The 22,880-nt window shown below is 41.4% G+C and carries 14 protein-coding genes and 2 pseudogenes; 11 read left to right on the top strand and 5 right to left on the bottom strand.

Annotated elements, in window-relative coordinates; translation table 11 throughout:
- Nucleotide 1 precedes the first annotated feature (1 nt).
- The 5 genes and pseudogenes from rbbA to ACE01R_RS14110 form a co-directional block, all read right to left on the bottom strand.
- A complete protein-coding gene (gene rbbA, locus ACE01R_RS14090) occupies nt 2-2,758 on the bottom strand; it encodes a ribosome-associated ATPase/putative transporter RbbA (RefSeq protein WP_395551930.1) in 2,757 nt (918 codons plus the stop codon).
- Nucleotides 2,755-3,816, bottom strand: coding sequence for an HlyD family secretion protein (locus ACE01R_RS14095; protein ID WP_395551931.1), 1,062 nt, complete (start codon nt 3,814-3,816; stop codon nt 2,755-2,757). The genes rbbA and ACE01R_RS14095 overlap by 4 nt, the downstream gene beginning before the upstream one ends.
- Before the next feature lie 178 nt (nt 3,817-3,994).
- Nucleotides 3,995-4,909: a cation diffusion facilitator family transporter gene (locus ACE01R_RS14100; protein WP_395551932.1), complete on the bottom strand. Its 915-nt coding sequence runs from the start codon at nt 4,907-4,909 to the stop codon at nt 3,995-3,997.
- A 582-nt stretch (nt 4,910-5,491) separates the two neighbouring features.
- Nucleotides 5,492-5,713: pseudogene (locus ACE01R_RS14105) on the bottom strand (hypothetical protein); the annotation flags it as partial.
- 476 nt (nt 5,714-6,189) lie between these two features.
- Nucleotides 6,190-7,359, bottom strand: coding sequence for a RepB family plasmid replication initiator protein (locus ACE01R_RS14110; RefSeq protein WP_395551933.1), 1,170 nt, complete (start codon nt 7,357-7,359; stop codon nt 6,190-6,192).
- Between the two features lie 949 nt (nt 7,360-8,308).
- Here ACE01R_RS14110 and ACE01R_RS14115 point away from each other — a divergent pair.
- The 11 genes and pseudogenes from ACE01R_RS14115 (at nt 8,309) to ACE01R_RS14165 (ending at nt 22,701) form a co-directional block, all read left to right on the top strand.
- Nucleotides 8,309-9,015: pseudogene (locus ACE01R_RS14115) on the top strand (IS5 family transposase).
- Between the two features lie 89 nt (nt 9,016-9,104).
- Nucleotides 9,105-9,890, top strand: coding sequence for a ParA family protein (locus ACE01R_RS14120; protein WP_395551934.1), 786 nt, complete (start codon nt 9,105-9,107; stop codon nt 9,888-9,890).
- A gap of 18 nt (nt 9,891-9,908) precedes the next feature.
- Nucleotides 9,909-10,808, top strand: coding sequence for a ParB/RepB/Spo0J family partition protein (locus tag ACE01R_RS14125; RefSeq protein WP_395551936.1), 900 nt, complete (start codon nt 9,909-9,911; stop codon nt 10,806-10,808).
- A gap of 670 nt (nt 10,809-11,478) precedes the next feature.
- Nucleotides 11,479-11,685: a hypothetical protein gene (locus tag ACE01R_RS14130; RefSeq protein ID WP_395551937.1), complete on the top strand. Its 207-nt coding sequence runs from the start codon at nt 11,479-11,481 to the stop codon at nt 11,683-11,685.
- Nucleotides 11,686-12,439: 754 nt separating this feature from the next.
- Nucleotides 12,440-13,174 carry a thermostable hemolysin gene (locus tag ACE01R_RS14135; RefSeq protein WP_395551938.1) on the top strand — a complete coding sequence of 245 codons (735 nt, stop codon included), beginning with the start codon at nt 12,440-12,442 and terminating at the stop codon, nt 13,172-13,174.
- Nucleotides 13,175-13,219: 45 nt separating this feature from the next.
- Nucleotides 13,220-14,728 (top strand): AMP-binding protein, encoded by a 1,509-nt coding sequence (locus tag ACE01R_RS14140; RefSeq protein WP_395551939.1) that lies wholly within the window; start codon nt 13,220-13,222, stop codon nt 14,726-14,728.
- Between the two features lie 62 nt (nt 14,729-14,790).
- The gene (locus tag ACE01R_RS14145) at nt 14,791-15,642 is read left to right on the top strand and encodes a TauD/TfdA family dioxygenase (RefSeq protein ID WP_395551940.1); all 852 of its coding nucleotides are present in this window, start codon (nt 14,791-14,793) and stop codon (nt 15,640-15,642) included.
- A 48-nt stretch (nt 15,643-15,690) separates the two neighbouring features.
- Nucleotides 15,691-16,500 (top strand): SDR family oxidoreductase, encoded by an 810-nt coding sequence (locus ACE01R_RS14150; RefSeq protein WP_395551941.1) that lies wholly within the window; start codon nt 15,691-15,693, stop codon nt 16,498-16,500.
- A gap of 347 nt (nt 16,501-16,847) precedes the next feature.
- Nucleotides 16,848-17,450, top strand: coding sequence for a GTP cyclohydrolase II (gene ribA / locus ACE01R_RS14155; RefSeq protein ID WP_395551943.1), 603 nt, complete (start codon nt 16,848-16,850; stop codon nt 17,448-17,450).
- A 652-nt stretch (nt 17,451-18,102) separates the two neighbouring features.
- A complete protein-coding gene (locus ACE01R_RS14160; RefSeq protein WP_395551944.1) occupies nt 18,103-21,060 on the top strand; it encodes an EAL domain-containing protein in 2,958 nt (985 codons plus the stop codon).
- A gap of 381 nt (nt 21,061-21,441) precedes the next feature.
- Complete coding sequence (locus tag ACE01R_RS14165) at nt 21,442-22,701, top strand: MgtC/SapB family protein (protein ID WP_395551945.1); 1,260 nt, start codon at nt 21,442-21,444, stop codon at nt 22,699-22,701.
- Nucleotides 22,702-22,880: the final 179 nt, after the last annotated feature.

A 22,880-nucleotide genomic window follows, 5' to 3' on the forward strand; every position in this document is an offset into this window, starting at 1 on the left:
CCTAGGACTCCTGTTTTTTTAGTGCAAGGATTGCCGCACACATAATGACAGGCACCGATAGCAGGATGACCCAAAGCGACTGATGCAAATCCTCAAAACTTAAAGCTTTGTTAAACACGCCACGGCTGATATTCACCATATGTGTGGCAGGATAAATCCCGCCAAACCAGCGACCAAAGCCTTCCAGCGCAGAAACCGGATTAATAATACCGGCAAACTGCATCACCGGAATCAGCGTACCAAGCATTACCAGAAACATCGAAGCGATCTGACTCTTGGTCAGGGCGGAAGCCAACAACCCCGTACCCGTGGAAAAAATAATAAACAGGAATGAGGCCAGGGTCAGGGTCAGAAAACTGCCTTTAATCGGCACATCAAACATCACCACAATAATCAGGCACATCAGGAAATAGTTCAGCATGGCCAGTACGACATACGGAATCTGCTTGCCGATCAGGAATTCGCTACGGGTGACCGGGGTGACATACAAATTGACAATCGAACCCAGTTCTTTTTCCCGCACCACAGACAGCGCTGTCAGCATGGCCGGAATCAGCAGGATGAGCAGCGGAAATAAGGCTGGTGCCATCGCCGGCAAGCTCTTGATATCCGGGTTATAGCGGAATCGGGTTTCCACATTGACCGTACTCGACATCTTATACCCGCTTTGCTCCAGTGCCTGCTGCATCAACCAGTGTGCATGAATGCCCTGTACATATCCCTGGACCGTTTCGGCACGCTGTGGCATGGCCCCATCAATCCAGGCCCCAATCTTGACCTCTTCGCCCCGGGCCACATCCCGGGCAAAACCGGGCGGAATCTCAATGGCTAAAGCAATATCGCCACTGCGCATGCGCTGATCCAGGTCGTCATAACTTTGCAAAGGAGGCTTTTCAACAAAATAACGCGAACCGGCAATACTCATGCTGTAATTCTGGCTCAGCCCGGTCTGGTCCCGATCCAGCACTGCAAAAGTCAGATCATCCACGTCCATGGTAATGCCGTAACCCATGACAAAGAGCAGAATAATCGAGCCGACCAAAGCCATGGTAGCGCGAATCGGGTCACGGGCCAGTTCCAGCGATTCCCGCCAGGCATAACTAAGCAGGCGTTGCAGGCTAAATCGACTGGATTTTCTCTGCTGCGTCCGGGCAGGTTGACGCTCGGCTGGACTACTCTCCAGCTCTTCTTCAGCGGGAGTCTGGCTGCCTGCACCAGCATCCAGCAGATAGCCAATAAATGCATCTTCCAAAGATGCAGCCTGCCGGTTCTGCATCAGTTGCACCGGTGCAGCACTGTCCAAAACCCGACCGGCATGCATCAGCGACATCCGGTCACAGCGCTCAGCTTCATTCATAAAGTGCGTGGAAATAAAGATGGTGACCCCATCTTTGCGCGACAGGGTGATCAGATCATGCCAGAATTTATCCCGGGCAATCGGGTCTACACCGGAGGTTGGTTCATCCAAAATCAAGATTTCCGGATTATGGACCAGCGCCACCGCCAGTGACAGACGCTGGCGGATCCCGAGCGGCAAATCGTCAGGCAATTTGTCTTTCAGTTCCATCAGATCAAAACGCTGGAGCATCTGCTCAACACGCGCATCAATCTGTTCTTCCGGCACATGAAACAGTTTGGCATGCAGTACCAGGTTCTGGATAATCGTCAGTTCACTGTAGAGTGAAAAGGATTGCGACATATAACCAACACGCCGACGGGTAGCAATATCACTGCCTTGCACCGGTTGCCCGAACAGCCAGGCTTGCCCTTCCGAAGCCTCCAGCAATCCGGTCAAGACCTTCATCGTGGTCGATTTACCACAACCATTCGAGCCTAAGAATCCAAATATTTCTCCACGCCGAATTTGGAAATTGACATGATCCACTGCGGTAAAGTCACCAAATTTGACCGTCAGCTCCTTGGCTTCCAGCGCATAGCCATCCGAACCATCATCCGCTAAAGGCGGAATCACCACCGGTTCATAACCCTGTTTCTTTTGCTCTGGCAACAGCTTGATATAGGCTTCTTCCAGACTGTGACTGTCAGTCTCAGTCAGCAGTTCCTCGGGACTACCCGTTTTCAGGATACTGCCTGCATCCATCATCGCCAGCCAGTCAAAGCCCTGTGCTTCATCCATATAGGCAGTTGCCACAATCACACTCATCTGTGGGCGGACATTACGAATGCGGTTAATCAACTCCCAAAATTGTGCACGTGCCAAGGGGTCAACCCCTGTAGTTGGCTCATCCAGGATCAGAAAGTCGGGATCATGAATCAGGGAACAGCACAGGCCAAGTTTCTGCTTCATCCCGCCGGACAGTTTCCCGGCCGGACGATCGAGAAATTCATACAGCCCCGTACTTTTGGTCAGTGCATCAATACGTTTCCGGCTTTCAGCAGCATTATGCCCAAACAGACGCGCAACAAACTGCAGGTTTTCTTCAACCGAAAGGGTTTTGGATAGGTTCTTGCCCAAGCCCTGCGGCATATAGGCAATATGCGGGCAGACTTTTCTGCGGTGCTTGGCATCGGCAATATCACCACCGAGGACCATCAAGCGACCTTGCTGAACGACCTTGGCACCGGCCAGCAAGGCCAGCAGGCTGGATTTCCCCACGCCATCCGGGCCGATCAGACCCATCATGCAACCCGCAGGCAGTGACAAGGAAATGTCCTTTAAGGCCTGGGTTTTGCCATATTTCAGACTGACCTGCTGAATCTCGGCAACGATTGCGCCCTGTGCAGATACTGCTGTCATGATTGAACCAGATTGCTGAGGAATGCAGGCCAAGGCGCATTCTCGTCAATTTTGATATAGGCCACACCTGGCAGACCGGTTTTGACTTGCTGGATGTGTTTCTGTAACAACGCTGGATCAATTTTTGCCTTAATACGGAACATCAGTTTCTGACGTTCACTTTCAGTTTCCACCGTCTTCGGCGTGAATTGCGCAGTATCCGCGACAAATGATACCTTGGCAGGAATCACCACGTTTTTGGCCGCATCCAGTACGATACGGACTTCAGTGCCTATTGCGATACGTCCAGCCACGGTTTCCGGCAGGAAGAAAGTCATATACACATCAGACAGATCGATCAGATTCATAACCCGTCCACCTGCCGAAATCATTTCACCCGGCTGCGCTACCAGAAACTGGACACGCGCCTTTAACGGTGCCTTAAGCTGGGCATCTTCAATATCAAAATTGATCCGTTCAATTGTTGCCTTGATAGCATCGACTTGCGAACGGGCGCTCGACACCTGGCTGCGTGCCGCGACAATCGCACTTTGTGCGCTGTCCACTTGTGCTCTTGCCGCACTTAGCACGGCTGCGACACTTTTGACATCAGCCCGCTCATCATCCAGTTGCTGTTTCGATGATGCACCTTCTTTGGCCAGAATTTCGGTACGTGCCAAACGGTTCTTTGCAGCGACCAGTTCTGTTTCACGCTGCTCGACCATCGCTTTGGCTGCAGCTTTTTCACTGATGCGCATCGACACCTGAGCTTCTGCAGTCGCAATGCCATCCTGAGCCTGGCGCTGCTGGGCTTGGACTTCACGTAGTTGGGCTTCCAGTGCAGAGACTTTAATCCGAGCCAAAACTTGGCCAGGCTCAACAAAATCTCCCTCCTGTACCAGGATTTCTTCCAACTGGCCGGATAACTTACTGGATATATTGATTTCAGTCGCCTCAATCCGTCCATTACCACTGACTAAAGCCTCTGTATTAGGCTGGTTCATATTTTTCCAGAGCAGATAGGCCACCAACCCCAGAATCACTACTGCACCGACCAGCGTGAGTTTCTTCATATTCATATGCGTTGTTACTCAAATTTTATTCTAAAGACATTTTTGAAAATTATTTTATTGCTGTTATGTCACCTTCAATATGAAACACAAGGTGGCGCTGGACCCAATAAAGCTATTTTTCGATTTTCATTGATGCTGTTCAGCGCCCGGTCGCTTAGGCTGTTATTCACCATTTTAGGATAAATCAAACCGGATCCATATGGGTGATGACATCAATCACCTGATGCTTCTTCATCACCTGATTTCTCGCATTCACTGAAATATCATGTCCTTGACGAACAGTCAGATTGCCATCTACCTCAATATGTGCATCCACGATAATCATATCTCCCATTTTACGGGTCCGAATATTATGTACGCCCTGAATACCTTCAGTGGAAAGGAAGGTCTGTTCTATGGCCTGGATTTCATGTTCATCTGCCGCCCGGTCCATCAGATCACTTAATGCTTGCCAGCCAAATTCCCAACCCATTTTAATAATCATCAAACCGACCACCAGGGCAGCAATCGGATCAAGAATAGGATAACCCAACAGGTTTCCTGCAATCCCGACCAGCACCACCAAAGATGAAGCTGCATCAGAACGGGCATGCCATGCATTCGCTACCAACATACTGGATTTGACTTTTTTGGCCACTTTCAGCATGTAACGAAACAATAATTCTTTGCCTACCAGGGCCAGCATGGCGATATACAAGGCTACTGTCTGTACTTTCGGAATCTGTTCCGGATTGAGAATCTTGTTGGTTGCCATGACAAGCATTCCCATGCCGACCGCCAACAAAAGTAGGCCGAGAATAAAGGAGGCTGCGTTCTCAAAGCGGTAATGACCAAAAGGATGGTCGGCATCTGCCTCTTTTTTACTGTGATGGTTGGCAAACAGCACAATAAAATCAGCCACCAAATCACTGAGGGTATGAATACCATCCGCTATCAGGCCTTGTGACTTGGCAAAAATCCCGACCACAATCTGAAAGATCGATAAAACCAGGTTAACCCCTACACTCACCCAAGTGGTTTTACTCGCTGCCTGAGCACGCTCTTCTGGACTAATTAAATCATCTTCATGGGTGTCATCGTCAAAATGCTGTACAGACATCGCGGCTCCAGTCGCTCAGTTCATTTGATTGTAATCAATTATATATCAGTATGATGGGGTATGAGCTTTATCAAGTCCGCATTTTTCTTCAACAAGGCATCCCTAGGTATTTGCAAGTAGAAAAGAAAGAGGTACCCCCCCATTGTCCCAACCTACCTGAGTGCAACTTAATTTGAAGAATAATTGAGTATGTTTTAAATGTCAGTCTTTTCAACATTCCAATACAGAGGAATTTAATAAGCTCACAAAATAGCAGTTATTACTGGTCCGCTTTTATACATAATTTTTTCCTCTGTTTGAGTAATTGTCTGTCATACTTAGGCTATTTAGCATACAAAAAAATAAGGAGGCATCATGCCTTTTTGAGCCGTTACTTTTTACTTTCTTTTTTATCGGCACAAGTCAATCGATTGCTTATTTAGACACTAATAGCTGGCAAAATCGCTGTAAATCGAACGAGTATTGCAACTGGTACAGACATGTAATGCATTCGGTTCAATCCATGAACTGAGATGCATCTAGATAATAATTCACTGCTGTGACATGATCCCCTCCTGTCCCGGATCACATCACGGGCTGCTGTTAAAACCCTACATAAAACTTTTCGATCAACTGCCGGGTCTTGATCAGCAGATTACTAAACACATTATCCCATTCAAACAGCTTCACCTTATAATTTGGCAAGTCTTTCAGTTCTTCCTTACTCGGCAAATGCTTGGAGAACTCGTAATATTCCCGAACATTTTTCATCGCCTCTGGCTTCAGATTATCCTCTTCGCAAAGGTGCTGATAGGCCTGTTTTTTTCTTGTAATCCCGAAATTATTTTCTCCCCATAGTGCCATTCAAGGTATTGGCAATATTCCAGAGTCGTTTTTGTAGTTGTTACAGTTGGCTCATTATTATGAAAGTTCAAATTAGTAACTTATCAATCCGATGATTTCACCTAAAATTTTCAATCATGCAGTAATAAAAGGGTGGAAAAAGACATAATTTGTCGTGTGGTTATGGCATGAATAAGAATAGTAGATTTTTAATCCCAAGAAAAAAGTGTAGCAACTTACTACACTTTTTAAATATTCAGAATTTAGGTATTTTTTCCTTGTATGTTAGACAAGGTGAGTAAGTCCGAACTACGACATTTTCCCTATGAGCTTTCCCTCATCTCACTGAAAAGATGTACCAGAAATACTCTAGTCATTTGCGACAAATGTCAGACATGCAAAAATCAAATCATTCACCCGGAATGTTTTAAATGAGGTGTAGTAATTTGCTACACTTTTTAAATAATTTCTTTACCAAAAATCTCATTCAAACGCTCGCGATTTTCCTGAACAAAAGTCGGATCATTTTTGAGCTTATATTTCATCTCTTTCTTGAAATCATTCATGGACGCACCGGCCACAGCAAAATCCATTTGAAACATAATATCGTTCACAATGACATTCGCCTGGGAATCGGTCAAACAGCCTTCGGTCTTAAACCACTTGCTGAACTGCTTATAATTCGGATCATTGGCATAGATATACCAGGAACGTACAGTCATATCGAACTTTGCCCCCAGCTCTTTCACGATGGCATTATCATCGAAATCTACATCCAGATAGATTTGAGTCTTTTCGTTAGATTGTGGGATAACCGCTTCAGTATGTCCACTCACAATTTTAAACCGCACACCCACAACCGGACGGCCTTTCTTAATGGTGTCATATTCTAGCTGCAGACTGGTTTTACTATTAACTTCTTCAACAATTTTATCCAGAATATAACGCCTAAAATCTACCCAACGGTCATATTTTTTTTCACCGATGTCAATCAACGCTTTTAAATTCTCTAGCGTGAGTTCAACTTCATAGGCGTCGAGATTAGCATACTTGAACTCATTTTTAACAATATAAGAATATAGACTCATACTCGTGACAGAGTCTAAAGCAAATAAATCCTTCAACTGGTAAGTCGTAAAATTTCCGCTTGCCAGACGGGTGAAGTAAGGCAGCACTTCACTGGTAAAGCGAATCTGCAAGGCATTTTTGGCATCATCTTCCCAGCGTAGTTCCCGGATAATCGGTACCACAGAATGGACTTTTTTTACTTTCCGCTTGACGTCATCTACAGGCTCTTCAATCACAAAATGGGCAACCCGAGATGAAAGTTCCTTATAGATCCGGTCAATAGCAACATTAATGGAATTCTTCTTATTGAGTCCTAACAATTCCCCCAGATCTTCTTTATGCAGATAGATATAGGTTTGCTCGGTAATTTCACGATCTTGGTTATTTTTTTCACCATAGTTTGCAACCGCCATTGCATAAAGCAGTGCCTTATATTCATTAGAAGACAATTCAATAGGGCGGATTAAACGGTTACTGGTACTCACCACTCCATTCTGTCGAATATTGCCGATACAATAAGGTAAATATTCTATTTCTTCTTTTTCGTTAAAATCGCTCATAAGTGAAAAATTAAAAGTTATTCCCCCATATTTATACATAAAAGTGGAATAATATTCAACATATTCACCTTAAAGATTCATTTTAAGCGGTTATGCCTCTACAAGGATGTTCTAAAGACCAAGAGTGGAAAGCATGTCATCATTTTTTTAGATTTAGCTTAATCTTTAAGCTAAAAGTGGAAACTTTAAAAATATTTCCACTTATTAATGACAAGCTTTCCACTTTTATAAACTGAGGGTAGCTTAAATCGATTTCTTTTCTTTTTTTTGTGGCCAAAAAATACCGTTATAAGTGAAAAAATCCTTAGGTTTACCACTTTTCAATGACAAACCTTCCACCTTTAGAGAGAATCAAGTACTAAATCGGACTTTCTTTTGCAATTTTTAAGGGGAAAACATAACTTATCCACAAGTAAGAAAGTAAGCGTGACAAGTCTTCCACCTTTAAAGCTGGATAATCCAACTTATCAACAGATTAAAAGTTTGAATTTAAATAATTTTCTAACTTAAATTTAAGTTTTTTTTAAAACCAGTGACAAGTCTTCCACCATAGTGACAAGTCTTCCACCTTACAATGACAGCTCTTCCACCTTTCAGTGACAGCTCTTCCACCTTTCAGTGACAAACCTTCCACTTTTCGGTGACAAACCTTCCACTTTTCGGTGACAAACCTTCCACTTTTAAAATTATAAGATATTGTTTTTAAACAAAAAAAAATGTCTTAATTATAATTACTTAATTATATTAATTAATACTAATTATAATTAGCTAGCTATATTTTATATAAAAATTTGATTTGTTTTATCTTTTAGCAAATATTGATTAGTATTTTAAGGTCTGTTGACATTTGCTGTGCAAAAAAATAGCGAGAAAGTAGAATTCAATTGCCAAACCAAATCTACTCCTCGCTATGCTTCGTACAATCTTGACTGATTAGCACTGGTTAAAGCTGAAATCTAATGTCTATAATTTTGACATTTACCTCAAACAGAATCTTCGAAATTTTATTGAAGCTATTCTTTATCGAATTTGAACTGGATGCCCTAGCGTGATTTACCTACAGTTTTTGGTAAACCAAACTCCATTTTTAAGAAGTTCACGCGTTGGTGCAAAGACAGTAACTTAATAAAAATATTTAAATTATTGTCAAAGCATGCAGATCTGGAATGGGCATTTATTGATGCTAGCCATGTTCGTGCACATCAGCATGCAGCAGGAATCAAACATCAGGCTCTTTCAAAGAGCAGTTGCGGAAACAATTCCAAAATTCACTTAGCTGTAGATGCAAATGGCACTCCTATAGAATTTATTATTGAAGATGGAAAAACGTATGATGTAAAGGTTGCACCAGATTTAATTGATGGCCTGGACTTGAAAAATACAGAAATATTGTACGCTGAAAGAGGCTATGACTCAGAATCGCTCCGAGCAAAGATAAACAGCACAGGAACTCAAGCGAATATCCTTAGAAGATGCAACTCAAATATCAATAATACAGACGTAGATTGGTATTTATATAAAATCAGACACTTAATTGAGAATGCTTTTGCAAGACTTAAATAATTCAGAGGCATTTCTACTCGTTATGACAAGCTAAAGCGGAACTATGAAAATTCTGTCGCTTTAGCCTGCATATTTATTTGGCTACTATTATGAAATGTCAACAAACCCTAATATCATTCAAATAAAGTGTAGCAAGTTGCTACAAATTTAACTATATTAGAATAATTCGAATGGGGTCTGATATGACAAATAAATCGACTAAAATTATTGCTGTAGCAAACCATAAAGGTGGTTGCGGAAAGACAACCACGGTTGTTCATCTAGCCGCAGAGCTAGCAGACTTGGGTAATAAAGTATTGGTGATTGATTTAGATCCACAAGCCAATGCAAGTCTACATATCGGATTAAGACATCCGAGTGAGGTTGAAACCACTTCTGCTGAATTACTTGTAGGTGATTTGAGCCTATTGTCTGATGCATTAGAAGAAGAAACCAATTTCAAAAATGTTTCTTTAATTTATGGTTCACTTACATTAGGTAAAACAGAAGACCAACTTAAAGATGATGCCCCAAGACCATCTGAAGAACTCTCTAACAAGTTGGAACTATTAAACGGATTATATGATTTCATCCTGATTGACTGTCCTCCAAGCCTAAAACTTCTTACCAGTAATGCCTTGGCTGCATCTACACATGTTATGGTGCCGATTGAATCCGGTTCACAATATGGCCTATATGGTGTCACTGACTTAATTAACCATTTAAGTAAAATACGACGGGTCAATCCCGAATTGAAACTGTTAGGTGCTTTGCTGATTAAACATGATGAACGTCAAAACGTCTGTAAACTGATACGAGATGAAGCTTTAAGCCAGGTCGGCGAATTGTTAAAAACGACCATTCCAATGAGTACTAAAGTAAATCAAGCAGCGATTTTACAACAGCCCTTATTGGGCGTAGATAAAAACTCTAAAGTTCGTAAAGCTTTTCAAGATTTAGCGAAAGAAATCATCAATCGTGTTGAATAAAAGCACTCTGAGAATCCTATGGTAAGTACAAAAGAATTGTTGGCACAACGTCTTCAGCAAAATACTCAAAAGCATCAACAAGCTCAGCAAGAGCATGTCAACGATGTGAAAGAATTACGTCGTAATGTACAAATTACAGACATTCAGCCTAGCCCCAATCAGCCACGAAAAATATTCAATCAACAAGATATTGAAGACTTGGCGGCCTCAATTGAGGAAATTGGATTATTGCAACCGATTGCAGTTCGGCGAGTACAGGACAAATATGAGTTAATTGCGGGTGAACGACGCTTGAAAGCGCATCAAATTCTCAATAAAAACACTATTGAAGTGATTGTCATCGATGCATCAGATGAAGAAGTTGCACTGTTAACTTTAGCTGAGAATTTAAAACGGGAAGACTTAACGGATTATGAAATTTATGTTGGTCTGAGTTCTCTGGATGAGAAATTAAAAAAGAACAAGCAAAAGTTGGCAAAATCCTTAGGCATGAACCGGGAGGATATGTATAAATATTTATCTTTCGAAAAATTACCGAAAGAACTGATTGCCGATTTAGAACAACAACCGACATTGTTGGCACGCACTGCCGCTACAGCTGTGAAAAAGTTTCTTTCAGATTACGAAGAGAATTACAGTAATGCTAAAAAAGCACTGCTAGAAGCTTGGACGAAATTACTGAAAAAAGAAGTTGAGCAAACAAAACTGGCCCTATTGGCAGAAAAAATTTTAAAGTCGAAAGAAAGCAAAGAGCCAATTAAAACGTCAATCGTGCATAAAATTGAATATGATGGAAAAGTTGCAGGGAATATCAAATTTGATCACAATATTTTAAAAGTGTCATTAAAAATGAGTGAATTTGATGAGAAAAATTTACAAGAGTTGGAAAATTTGCTGAAAAAAATGCTGAAAAAATAAAATGAAGGAGCTGTAGCAACTTGCTACAGCTCCTTGCTAAATTGAATCGCTGATTACTGTGTAATTCAATAATAGACGATCCAGCAATAGAAACTAAACCATCCTCAAAGCATGCTGAACAAGGCACTCTATACCAATCATTTTTATAGTGGGCTGAGCATCTCAAGTAGTCTATAAAGTAAGTTCTTTAGAAAATTTTTCAGCCAAAGCTGCTTTTAATTTACATTTTATAAAAAATTTAATTTTTGTACATCAGGCCCAGAATGACGTAGCGTCTTGCATGCAGGGGAATCATGTAGAGATTTCTAGTAAAGTAATTGACCTAAGCTCAATTATCCAGACGACAATTTATGTAATGATGACCATCCTTAATCAGAATATGATGGATTCAACCGCCTTCAAAATAGCCTAAGGATAGTTATATATTATTCACATAAATGATAATTATGATGAATATCAAGGTCTGGTAACTCGATATTATTAGATGATGCCACAATGAAGAAATATAACAGCTTCTTACTTGAGTTGGTCTCGATGATATAATTTGTAAGATCCTAAGAAAAAAAGTTCATCTACAAAATAATTTTTTAACATTGAAATTTATAATATTTTTATACTTTTTGAATTTATATGCTATAAATATTGCTTGTTTTTTACTCGAGAATAAAAAATGTTAATTCAATTAAAAAAAGATTTTTTCCTTAACGCTGATCATATTGTTTCGGCAGAAATTATCCCACTTGAATCAAATGCTTTTTCAGTAGTGATTAAAAGCTCCTCGACGAATCAGGGAAATAAAGGTGTGATCAATATTGATTTTGAGGACTATGATGCAGCCAATGCATTGATCAGTAGAATCAAAAAAGCACTTAAATAAATTTCTGATCTTATTTGCATGATTGCAGGCTCGAGCTTTGATTCGTTGGAGCGTAAAAGCATGCTGTTTTAGTGGAAGGGCAGGTTTCATTTTTCTCAATACCCGATGCCTGTTCTGCCCAATTATTTGTTCTGTTCATCAACCAAATATACTGAAAATCATGGCAGTGTAAGTAATATGCAAAGCTCTGCCAATATGACAGATGTACAACTTGGAGTTAGCTTTATTGCTATATTCAGCTCAATATTTTGGAGAGGGTTTAGGCAGTAAATTGAGAGTGTTTTTCTGGTTTTTAGAAAGTGTTTTTGTAGCATTGGGTTTGCATATTTATAGATGAATTTTACCAAACCTCAACAAAAAAAATTGGACTAGTGATTTTAATGGGCATCATATTTCTTATCTTTCCCCTCGATTCTCATCAATAAAATATGTCGCCACGATTGCTGGCGTTCTATGTATTTTAATCCATGGCTTTTAGGTCTCGGACTCACAATCTTTTGGTGAATAAATCATCAATAACAAAAAGTTAAGAGCTAAAAATGTGATCATTGAAGTTTAAATGATAAATTTATCAACCAAAGATAAGCTCTGATTTTTGGATGAATGAGCTCCCTAGTTTGAGCTTTATTTATTCTAGATATCAACACTCCAAACCCATTATGACCTAAAAATACGCCTTTGCTAGAGTTAAGCGTTTTTTAAGTTTCGAGGCCTAACTTGATCACCAAGCTGTTTATGTGTGGTGAAAAAGATAATGATGAAATTTAATTGGGATTGTAGTTCATTCAGTAAAACTTACTATCTGGATCGAAATCACAGTCAATTAAAATATAAAAAAAAGATCAATATTCAAAAACTTGTAGAACAAAAAAAAATTCCGACTTACCCAGTTGTGACATCGAAGAATTCATCACTTAGCCTTCTGGTGAAAACTGTGGAACAAGGTGAAACCCCTGAACGGATGATTTTAGAAAACTTTATTCGTGAGAAATACCACCAAGTGCACCAGGCCTCCGTCTGTGAGTTTTCTTCGACCTTGTTCGCGGGTTATGCCGGCGCAGGAATACAGGTCGTGATCGGTATGGAGCATTTAAGCGTAGCTCAGGCTTTTCTTGAACAGTATCTGGATCAACCGATTGAACGGATACTCACTCAACTCAGCCATGCTCCAGTGAAAAGACAAAATATTGTTGAGATCGGAAATTTAGCAGCTTTGGACATGGAAAAAGCAAAACTGATGGTGGCTTTTTTGGTGTTTCATTTATCGCAAATGAATATTGATTGGGCAGTGTGTACCGGGACGGCTGCCGTGCGTTATGTACTGCAACAGATGGGGCTGCATTTTCATGTCATTGAAAAAGCGAATCCGGAAGTATTGGGGGAAGCAAAACTGCAATGGGGCAGTTACTACCAGCAGAAACCTTATGTACTGGCGATTGACGTGGCCGCAGCATTGCAGGTCACTCAGCAGTCTTACAGTTTTTCTTAATCAATTGATCGGTGGTTCACATTTGTAGAGGTACGGAATTTTAAAATGATGAATCATTTGTTTAAGGCTATTTCAGCCTATGCCCAGCAGGATCCGACACGTGAAGCGATTGTTACTGATGCGGATACAGTGAACTATGCGCAGCTGAAAAGTCTGGTTGAACAGCTGCATACCGAGTTGATGAAGCTGGAGATTCAACGCCTGGCACTGTGGTGCGTGAATAGTTCGGACTGGATTATCGTTGATCTGGCAGCCCAACTCGCGGGGGTGACCGTGATTCCTATTCCATTGTTTTTTACCCCTGAACAGGTGCGCCATCTGTTGCAAGACAGTCAGGCAGATATACTCTGCGTAACTCAAAAAACAGGGGATACACCGCAGTGGCTAATGGATGTCATCGGTGAAATTACGAATAGTCAGATAGCTTTACCTATTCACGCGCATGGCAAGTTTTTTCATTTAACACACCATCAAACACTGCAACAGGGCTTGGTTTCCTCACTAAACCAGCAACTGGCAAAAATTACCTATACTTCGGGCAGTACCGGCACACCGAAAGGGGTGTGTCTGGAGGAAGACACCATTGAGTCGATTACCCATTCACTGAGTCGTTCATTAGCTAGCAGTCAGCTCGGACGTCATCTGTGCCTGATTCCATTTGCCACTTTACTGGAAAATATTGCCGGTATTTATGTCGCACTCAATATGGGACGTTCAGTGGTCGTAGGCGAGGTGAGTCAGTTTGGGTTGATCTCTAACCATAGCTTTGATGCACAACGTTTCGTTGAAGCTGTCCGAAATTATCAGATTGAAAGTGTGATTTTGCTACCGCAAATGCTCAAGGCGATCGTGGAATATATTGCAAAACATGAGCTGGCAGATTACAGCACACTTAAATTTATTGCGGTGGGGGGAGGAAAGGTTTCCCCTGATCTGCTCAAGCAGTGTGAAGCGTTGAATTTACCCGTGTATGAAGGTTATGGCCTGTCTGAATGTGCCTCTGTGGTGAGTTTGAATTTGCCTGGAGCACGCAAAATTGGCAGTGTAGGACGGATCTTACCGCATGTGAAAGTCGAAATTGCAGAAAACAGTGAAGTGGTGGTCAAAGGTAATGCCATGTTGGGTTATGTTCATGAACCGGCAGCTACACCCTATATTCATACCGGCGATGCCGGCTATTTTGATGAAGATGGTTATTTGTACATTACCGGGCGCATCAAGCAGTTAATTATCAGTAGTTTTGGACGCAATATTTCCCCGGAATGGGTCGAGTCCAACAGTCTGACCGAGCCGGAAATCCAGCAGATCGCCATTTTCGGGGAAGCACAGCCCTATTTATCGGCAGTTATTTATGCAGCCGGTTCTACTCCGGATCAGCTGCTGGAAGCAGCCATTCAGCGAGCCAATACCCGGATGCCGGATTATGCCCAGATCAAACACTGGTGCCGTGCTTCCGAGCCATTCTCCCTGAACAACCAGATGCTGACCGACAATGGCAAGTTGCGCAGGCAGCAGATCCAGCAGCACTTTCAGACCGCTTTAGCACAACATTAACCGAGATATTTTTTGTCCATGTCATCTACACGGACTGATATACAGAATTAGAGAGTAAACCCATGAATACTGCACAACAGACTGTAACCACAACCCATTCGCAGATTAAACAGCGTCTGATTGAACAGGGCTGGGTCTTGTTAAGACATGAAAATTATGATGTGACGTCTTTCAGTGAGCTGATGAATGGTCTATGCCAGAGACTGACCTATGACCCTGCCCGGGAAAACATCACCCGCCAGTCGCAGAAAGTCGATGCCGGTAGTCAGGCTATGGGGCTGCATATTGAAAACGGCAGCACACCGCTCCCTCCGGACATCATTGCATTTTTCAGTGAAAAAAGTGCTTCATGTGGGTCTCAGACCACCTTATGTGATGGATATCAAGTGTGGCAAAGTCTGCCTGAAACACTGAAACAACAGTTTGCTGAGCCGATGACCATTAGCCGTTATTTGCCTAAACCCATCTGGCAAAAGTATGTGGCGACAGCGTTGAATATTGATGATGCGGAACAGGTCGGGCAGCAGGAGCTAGAGCGTTTTATCCAGATGATACCCGGGCAAAGTATCCATCCTGCACACGATGAAGGGGTACAGTATCATTTAAAAATGAAGATGGTTCGCAATGATAATTTAAAAGGGGTGCCTGCCTTTGCTAATACCTTGTTGGGTCCTTCTTATAATTACGAAAAGCCGCACTTTTATTTTGCCGATGGGTCTGAAATTAGTCAGGAACTGATTGCTGAATTGGCTGATCGTTGTGAAGCTTTTACTTCGGAAATCAACTGGCAGGATGGCGATCTGGTGATTATCGACAATAAACGTTTTATGCATGGTCGACGTGAAATACTGGTGCCACTTGAACAGCGCAAACTATATATCTGTATGGGCTTGGGAATTAATCCTGCCTTTTAAGCAGGATGTTCGCTTACATTAAAAATTCAACAAAAAGAGAAATGATCCATGGCTAATTTAACAGCAGTCATTCTAGGCGCAACCGGCGGTATCGGGCAGGCCATTGCCAATATTCTTGGACAAAACGGACTGAATCTCGTTCTGGTCGGACGCAATCAGCAGGCTTTGCAGCAGTTGCGTGACCAACTGGTGCAGCGTTATCCGCAATTACAACTACAGCTGATGCGCTGTGATCTGGCAGAACAGCAAAGCCGCGACGAGCTGATTCGTGCACTGGCGGCGCTGAATACCCCGATTCACTATTATATTAACAATGCCGGCATTAACGATTTCAGTCTGTTTTCCAAGCAGTCACAGAATACGATGGAACAGATGATGCTGATCAATGTGGTCTATCCGCTGCAGCTGGTGCAAGGCATTATTCCGCTGATGTCCAAAAGTCAGCCGAGCCAAATTATTCATATCGGCTCTACTTTAGGCAGTATCGGCTATCCGGGTTATGTGAGCTATTGTGCCAGCAAATTTGCCCTGCGTGGCGCGACTGAAGCCCTGGCACGAGAATATAGTAAGACCCCGATTAAATTCCGCTATTTCTCACCGCGGGCCACCAATACCGAAATGAATAACCCTGATGTGGTTGAAATGAATATCCGGCTAGGTACGAATATTGACACGCCAGAATTTGTGGCCCAGGAGTTTTATCAATTCTTGCAGAAGGATTGTCAATCCTATCAGGTGGGTTACCCTGAAAAAATCTTTGTCAAGGTCAATCAGGTCCTGCCAAACATCGTGGCCAATTCTCTTCGGAAAGATCTGGATATTATTTATGAATATGCAGAAAAACAAAAAGAAGGATGATTTTTCAACGCTGTTTGATGATTCAGTCTTTATTTCAGCTCTCTTGGCGTACGGTCACAGGCTTGATTTAAAGCCTGCTTAAACTTTTGGGTCGGGATTGGACTGCATCTTACTACTATCAACTTTGAGGTGATTGAATCAATTAATGAAGTCAAAGCAAGCACAAAATGTATGAGGCAATGGTTTCACATAAAATTCACTTTGAAATCACTATGATCAAATCCGAAATGTAATATTTCAAAGATACGAAAATGCTGAATCAATCTTAATTTAATTGATATGACAGATCTTTTACTTTTTGATGAACAGTGTTTTTACTGACTCTTAAAATATAATGGGATGAATCAGTGGCGATACAATTTGTTTCTAAATCTAAATTACCGACTGCCTTCGGTAATTTTGAGATTATAGCATTTCAAGATCAAACAACGGGCGAAGAACATATTGCTCTTGCTCAAGGATTAGAAACGGTTCCTGTAAAACCCGTATTAGTCAGAATGCATTCTGAGTGTCTCACAGGGGACGCTTTTGGTTCATTAAAATGTGATTGTGGCCCACAATTACATGCAACCATGAAAATGATTAATGATGCAGGGCAAGGGGTGATCTTGTATCTACGTCAGGAAGGTCGTGGAATAGGATTGACCAATAAAATTCGTGCATATGCACTGCAAGATCAAGGTCATGATACGCTTGATGCCAATCTGTTATTAAACTTGCCCGCGGATGCTCGTCATTATGACATGTGTACGGTTATGCTAGATTATTTACGAATTAAAGATGTTAATTTGATTACGAATAATCCACTTAAAATCAAGGCATTGACTGATTTAGGAGTTAATGTCGTTAATCGCATTCCTTTGACGGTAGGCTTAAATAATTTTAATAAAGCTTATTTGGAAACAAAGCAAAAGCGTATGTCACATCTGTATGAACATAGTGATTTTTAAGATAGAAAAAGAATCAACATCTAAAATTTTTATGATTTTTATTCAAAATAGAAGTCTGGAATGACTGATTTGGTGCTCATGTCGCTAGCCTTGAACTTTGTATTGTTGCTGTAAGCCTCTAATCTGACGTTCTGAAATATGCATAGCTAGACTGCTTGGGAGTGGGTTATGCATTGATCAGCGCTTCCCTCCAAGACCGACAATGGTTTAAATTCTTTATCTGACATCAATACCCACATAACAAACCGTTCGTTAACACAATTTTATAAGTCAATATTGTAAAAGTGGACACTTGTACCTTGGAGAAACTGCACATTTCTATTAGAGACGTAGAATTGCGTTTTGTATAGGGGAGACTGCCTGTTAAATAAAAAGACACTTTGAATGAAACAGTTTCTAAGAAACTCCTGATTACTTCAACTGTACTGGCAGAATCGCTAAAAAATTTATGAGATGATCGATTAATATATAAAAATATTTTTGTATGTTAGGTTGTAGTAAGTTTTAGATGATTTTTAATTCAATTCATCAACTAAAAGATTAAATCTGGGAACGTTGCATTTGCAGCGTAAAGAACACTCTATTTCACAGAGTAAATATGCTACACAAAAATAGATCAATTTTTATTCTTCTTGTCCTTGCTGCAGTGATCATGAATATTTTCATGATCAGCTTACTGGCTTATACCTTGCTTACTTCACGTGAGCGCGAAGAAGCTCAAGCTAGGACTGGTGTAGAAAATTTAACATCACTGCTTGAAAAAAGTGTGAGCAGCAGTTCACAAGAAATCGATTTGTCTTTGTACACTTTACAAACTTATATAGAAAAAGAATTAGGTGATAAAAAACAAATAAATGCTAGAGAAATCAATCTATTTATTCAGAAAGAAAAAGATTGGATCGGCTCTGTTACACGAATAGACATTACCGATGAAAAAGGTCAAGTCCAATTCGCTGATCATGATATTGGCGCTCAGACTTCAAATTATGCAAACTATAATTTTTTTAAAAATGCCCAACAGAAAAATACGGATCAGCTGTTTGTCACCAAGCTGATCAGAAATCCAAGTGGCCAAGGCTGGGTTCATCTATTTGCACGACGTTACAATCAGGCTGATGGAACTTTTGCAGGCATGATTATCACTGCATTACCTGCCAGCTACTTTAATCATCTGATTGCAGAACTGGATGTAGGCCCCAAAGGAGTGGTACTGGTACAAGACCTGGATATGCGAGTTATTGCACGCAATCCCGTGCTCAATACACCGAACGGCCAAGTGGGTTTTGTAGGGGGACCACCGGAACTGACACAACTGGTTCACTCCGGCGCACAGTCTGGCACTATTTATACCCGACGAACTACAGATAAAATCCCGCGTATTGGTAACTTTCGCAAGCTAAGCAGCATGCCTATCTTTGTTGTTGTTGCCTTCGGTGAAAAAGATTATTTGGCCCAATGGTATGAAGATGTTATCAAAGCCGTTTTGCTGGGATTACTCTTCATTGTGATGACCACGATTGCTGGATGGTTACTTTGGCAGCAAATTCGGGCGAATATGTTGACCAATCGTCGTAGCCGGATGCTGTTGCGCAATGCCCAAGATGGGATCCATATCGTAGATCTTGAAGGCAAGCTTTTAGAAGGCAGTGATTCCTTTTTCCGAATGATCGGCAGCACTCCGCAGGCAGCCTTAGGCAAAACCCTGTGTTACTGGGATAACGGCTATAATAAGGCGGAGCTGCAAGAGCTGATCAATAGAGGGATTTCTACACCAGGAGGTATTCGCTTTGAAACCTGTTATCGGAATGCCCAAGGTGAGTGTTATCCGGTAGAAGTCAGTTCAGTCCTGGTGCATCTTGATGATGATGAGGTGTTCTTCTGCTCGGCGCGTGATATTACCGAGCGTAAAAAAGCAGAAGAAAACCTGCGTATTGCCGCGACCGCGTTTGACTCTCAAGTCGGGATGCTGATTACAGATCCTCATTTGGTTATTTTACGTACCAATCGTGCTTTGACAGAAATTACCGGTTATAGCGAACAAGAGTTGATTGGGCACACACCTAAAATCTTGCAATCAGGGCTGCATGACAAAAACTTCTATTCCAGCATGTGGGATCATATTCGCACCACGGGATCCTGGCAGGGTGAAATCTGGAATAAGCGCAAAAATGGTGAACTGTATCCACAGCACATCTTGATTGCGGCTGTACGTGATGGGAATGGCCAAACCACGCATTATGTGGCTTCTGTTACCGATATTTCTGCCTATAAAGCTTCTGAAGAAAAAGTACGCTTACTGGCATTTTATGATTCTCTGACTAAACTTCCAAACCGCAGCCTCTTTTTGGAACGATTAGAACAAAGCATGAGAGAAGCAGAAAACAAAAAACAGCTCGGCGTGATTTTGTGCATTGATCTGGATAATTTTAAAGCTATAAATGATACTGAGGGCCATGAAACTGGAGATCGTTTATTACAGCAAGTCGCAACTCGTCTGTTAGAGTGTGTTGAAGCGAATCATATGGTTGCCCGATTTGCAAGTGATGAGTTTGTTGTGCTGCTCGAGCAGCTTGGAACCTCTGAGATGGAGGCTATCCAACAAGCTGAAAAGACCGCAAAATATATTTTACAGACGCTCGCTCAACCCTACTTTTTTGATGACTCTGAGTATCGTAGTTCTGCCAGTATCGGGATTAGCCTGTTTGGACTAGAAGCACATGAAAATGTCCAGGATCCGATTAAACGTGCTGATATAGCACTGTCCGAAGCAAAGAATTATGGCCGTAATATTTATCGCTTTTTCGATCCCCTGATTCAATCTCAGGTTAAGGAACGTGCGGAGATTGATTCCGGATTACGTCAAGCATTAGAAAAGAATCATCTGGTATTATATTACCAGCCACAAGTGAATGGAGCACAACAGGTGACTGGTGTAGAAGCCTTGTTACGTTGGCAGCATCCTGTCAAAGGCATGATTTCACCTGCTCGTTTTATTCCCGTGGCAGAAGAAAGTGGCTTTATCATTACCCTGGGGCAGTGGGTACTCGAAACAGCATGTCGACAATTGAGTGAATGGGCCAAATCTCCGCAAACTGCTCACCTCAGCATAGCTGTGAATGTCAGCGCTAGCCAATTTGCGCGTGATGAATTTGTTCAAGACGTGCTTGAAATTCTGGAACGCACTAAAGCCCCAACGCACTTACTCAAACTGGAACTTACCGAAAGCGCATTAGTGATGCGGGTAGAAGACATTATTGAAAAAATGATGATTCTAAAACGTTATGGCGTTGTCTTCTCTCTGGATGATTTTGGTACAGGCTATTCTTCCCTGACTTATTTACAGCGGATTCCTATTGATCAGTTAAAAATTGATCAAGGTTTCGTGCGGGATATTGTAGTGAGTGCCAATGATGCCGAGATTGCTAAAATGATCATTGTTTTAGCAAAAACTTTGGGAATTGCTGTACTGGCTGAAGGTGTAGAAACTGAAGCTCAACGTGAGGTATTGGAAAAATACGGCTGTTATCATTACCAGGGCTATCTGTTTGGTAAACCGATGCCAATTGATGAGTTTGAGCAGTATTTATTGCTTCAGCAAACTCGGTATTGAAGAAGCTTTGAACCAGTAAAGCTGAGTATAAAGTTAGAAATAATTTTAACGTTATTCTTGCCGTTTAACCTGCTCTAAATGAGTTTTATTTGTCTCATTTTCCCAATGTTGCAACTGCTGAAGATCTTTTAGGTTACTAAAAATCAGTGAATGATGGTCTATAGTCCTTTCTAGTCTTTGCAATAAGTTCAGCATATACTGCCTAACAAGCAAATTTTGTTGTTCTAAAATTAAAATCTGTTCTGGAGATTTGACATATCTACTGAAAAACCATTATGTCATCCAGATAAGCAACCCTTCGAGTCATGGAATGATGGACTTAAACAGGATCCGGGTTAGATAATAAAATAATAATCGCTTAATGATAATAGGTGAATTCACTTGAACCTACTTTTACAAAGTTTACCGTTTCAGGAGTTACTCACCATAATTCTGTCCGCATTTGGATGCGGTCTTTTAATAGGGCTGGAACGTGAGCGGAATAAAAGCAACAAGAATGAGCAAAGCTTTGCAGGGCTGAGATCCTTTACCTTAAGTGCCTTGTTAGGTGCTTTAAGCTTTCTTTTGCATGTGTATATTGGTGTAGTGGGTGCAATTGCAATAAGTCTGTTTTGTCTTTACAGCTTATTCCAGCAGAAGAAAGATATAGGCTCTACCACAGAACTGGCATTCTTAATGACCTATATTATTGGGGCCGTCTGTGTCTGGAATATTCCAGTTGCTGCAAGTATGGCGGTATTACTCACGATCATACTGATGAGTAAGCAGACATTGCATCATTTTGCTGGAATAACGATTCAAAGTTACGAATTAAGGGATGGCTTACTTTTACTGGCATTGGCTTTAATCGCTTTACCTTTAATCCCGAATGAACCCTTGTGGGGATCAGTTCTGAATCCCTACATCATCTTAAAGTTACTTATTTTAATACTCATCGTTCAATCCTTGGCGCATGTCGCAAAACGAATTTTATCCAATGATAAGGTATTAATTTTATCAGCACTGGCATCAGGGTTTGTTTCCAGTACGGCAACCATCGCGACTTTAGGAATGCAAGTGAGATCAGGGCAGGCGAATGCCAGAATAAATGCTGGAGCAGCTTTGATGTCATGTGTGGGGACTTTATTGCAATTATTGCTTATTGTTTTAGGAGTGAGTGTTGAATGGTTCAAGCTACTTGTTTTACCCGGTTTGTTTGGTATTGGAATACTGTGTGCTGCGGTTGCTTTTTTAATCTATAAAGCTCCAGAGCCTGACTCCACAACAATCGTTCATAAAATGAATGCAACCGACGGCCGTATGTTCAGTATTAAGGATGCTGTCATTATTGCTGTCAGTTTGACCCTAATACAAGCCGGGATTTATGGCGCAAATCTTGTATTGGGAGACAGCGGACTCATGTTAAGTACATTTTTAGCATCACTGTTCGAAGTCCATGCCACTGTAGCGGGGGTAGTGATGCAAGGGAATATCCATAATTTGACTTTAATTTATGCAGTCATCATTGGATTAGCGGCGCATGCGGCTTCTAAAAGTATAAATGCCTTTCTGACCGGCGGCTGGAAATTCTTTTTATATTTCGCACCTATTCAAATCCTGCATATGCTCTGTGTTATTTTTGTTTTACTAACGATAAGATAATGAGACCATGTGCCCATAAAATGATTTTATTTCTAAAGCTTAAATAAATTTCTATGCTTAAAATTAAAAATTTTGGACAAATTAGCTGAACTTAAGCCTTTAATTTTTAAAGTTCCTTGTTGAATTAAACCTGATGTGGTCAGCTAAATATCAACCCATAGAAGCATGAAAGGCATAAA

This window comes from Acinetobacter sp. BSP-28, from assembly GCF_044130285.1.
Taxonomy (GTDB): Bacteria; Pseudomonadota; Gammaproteobacteria; order Pseudomonadales; family Moraxellaceae; genus Acinetobacter.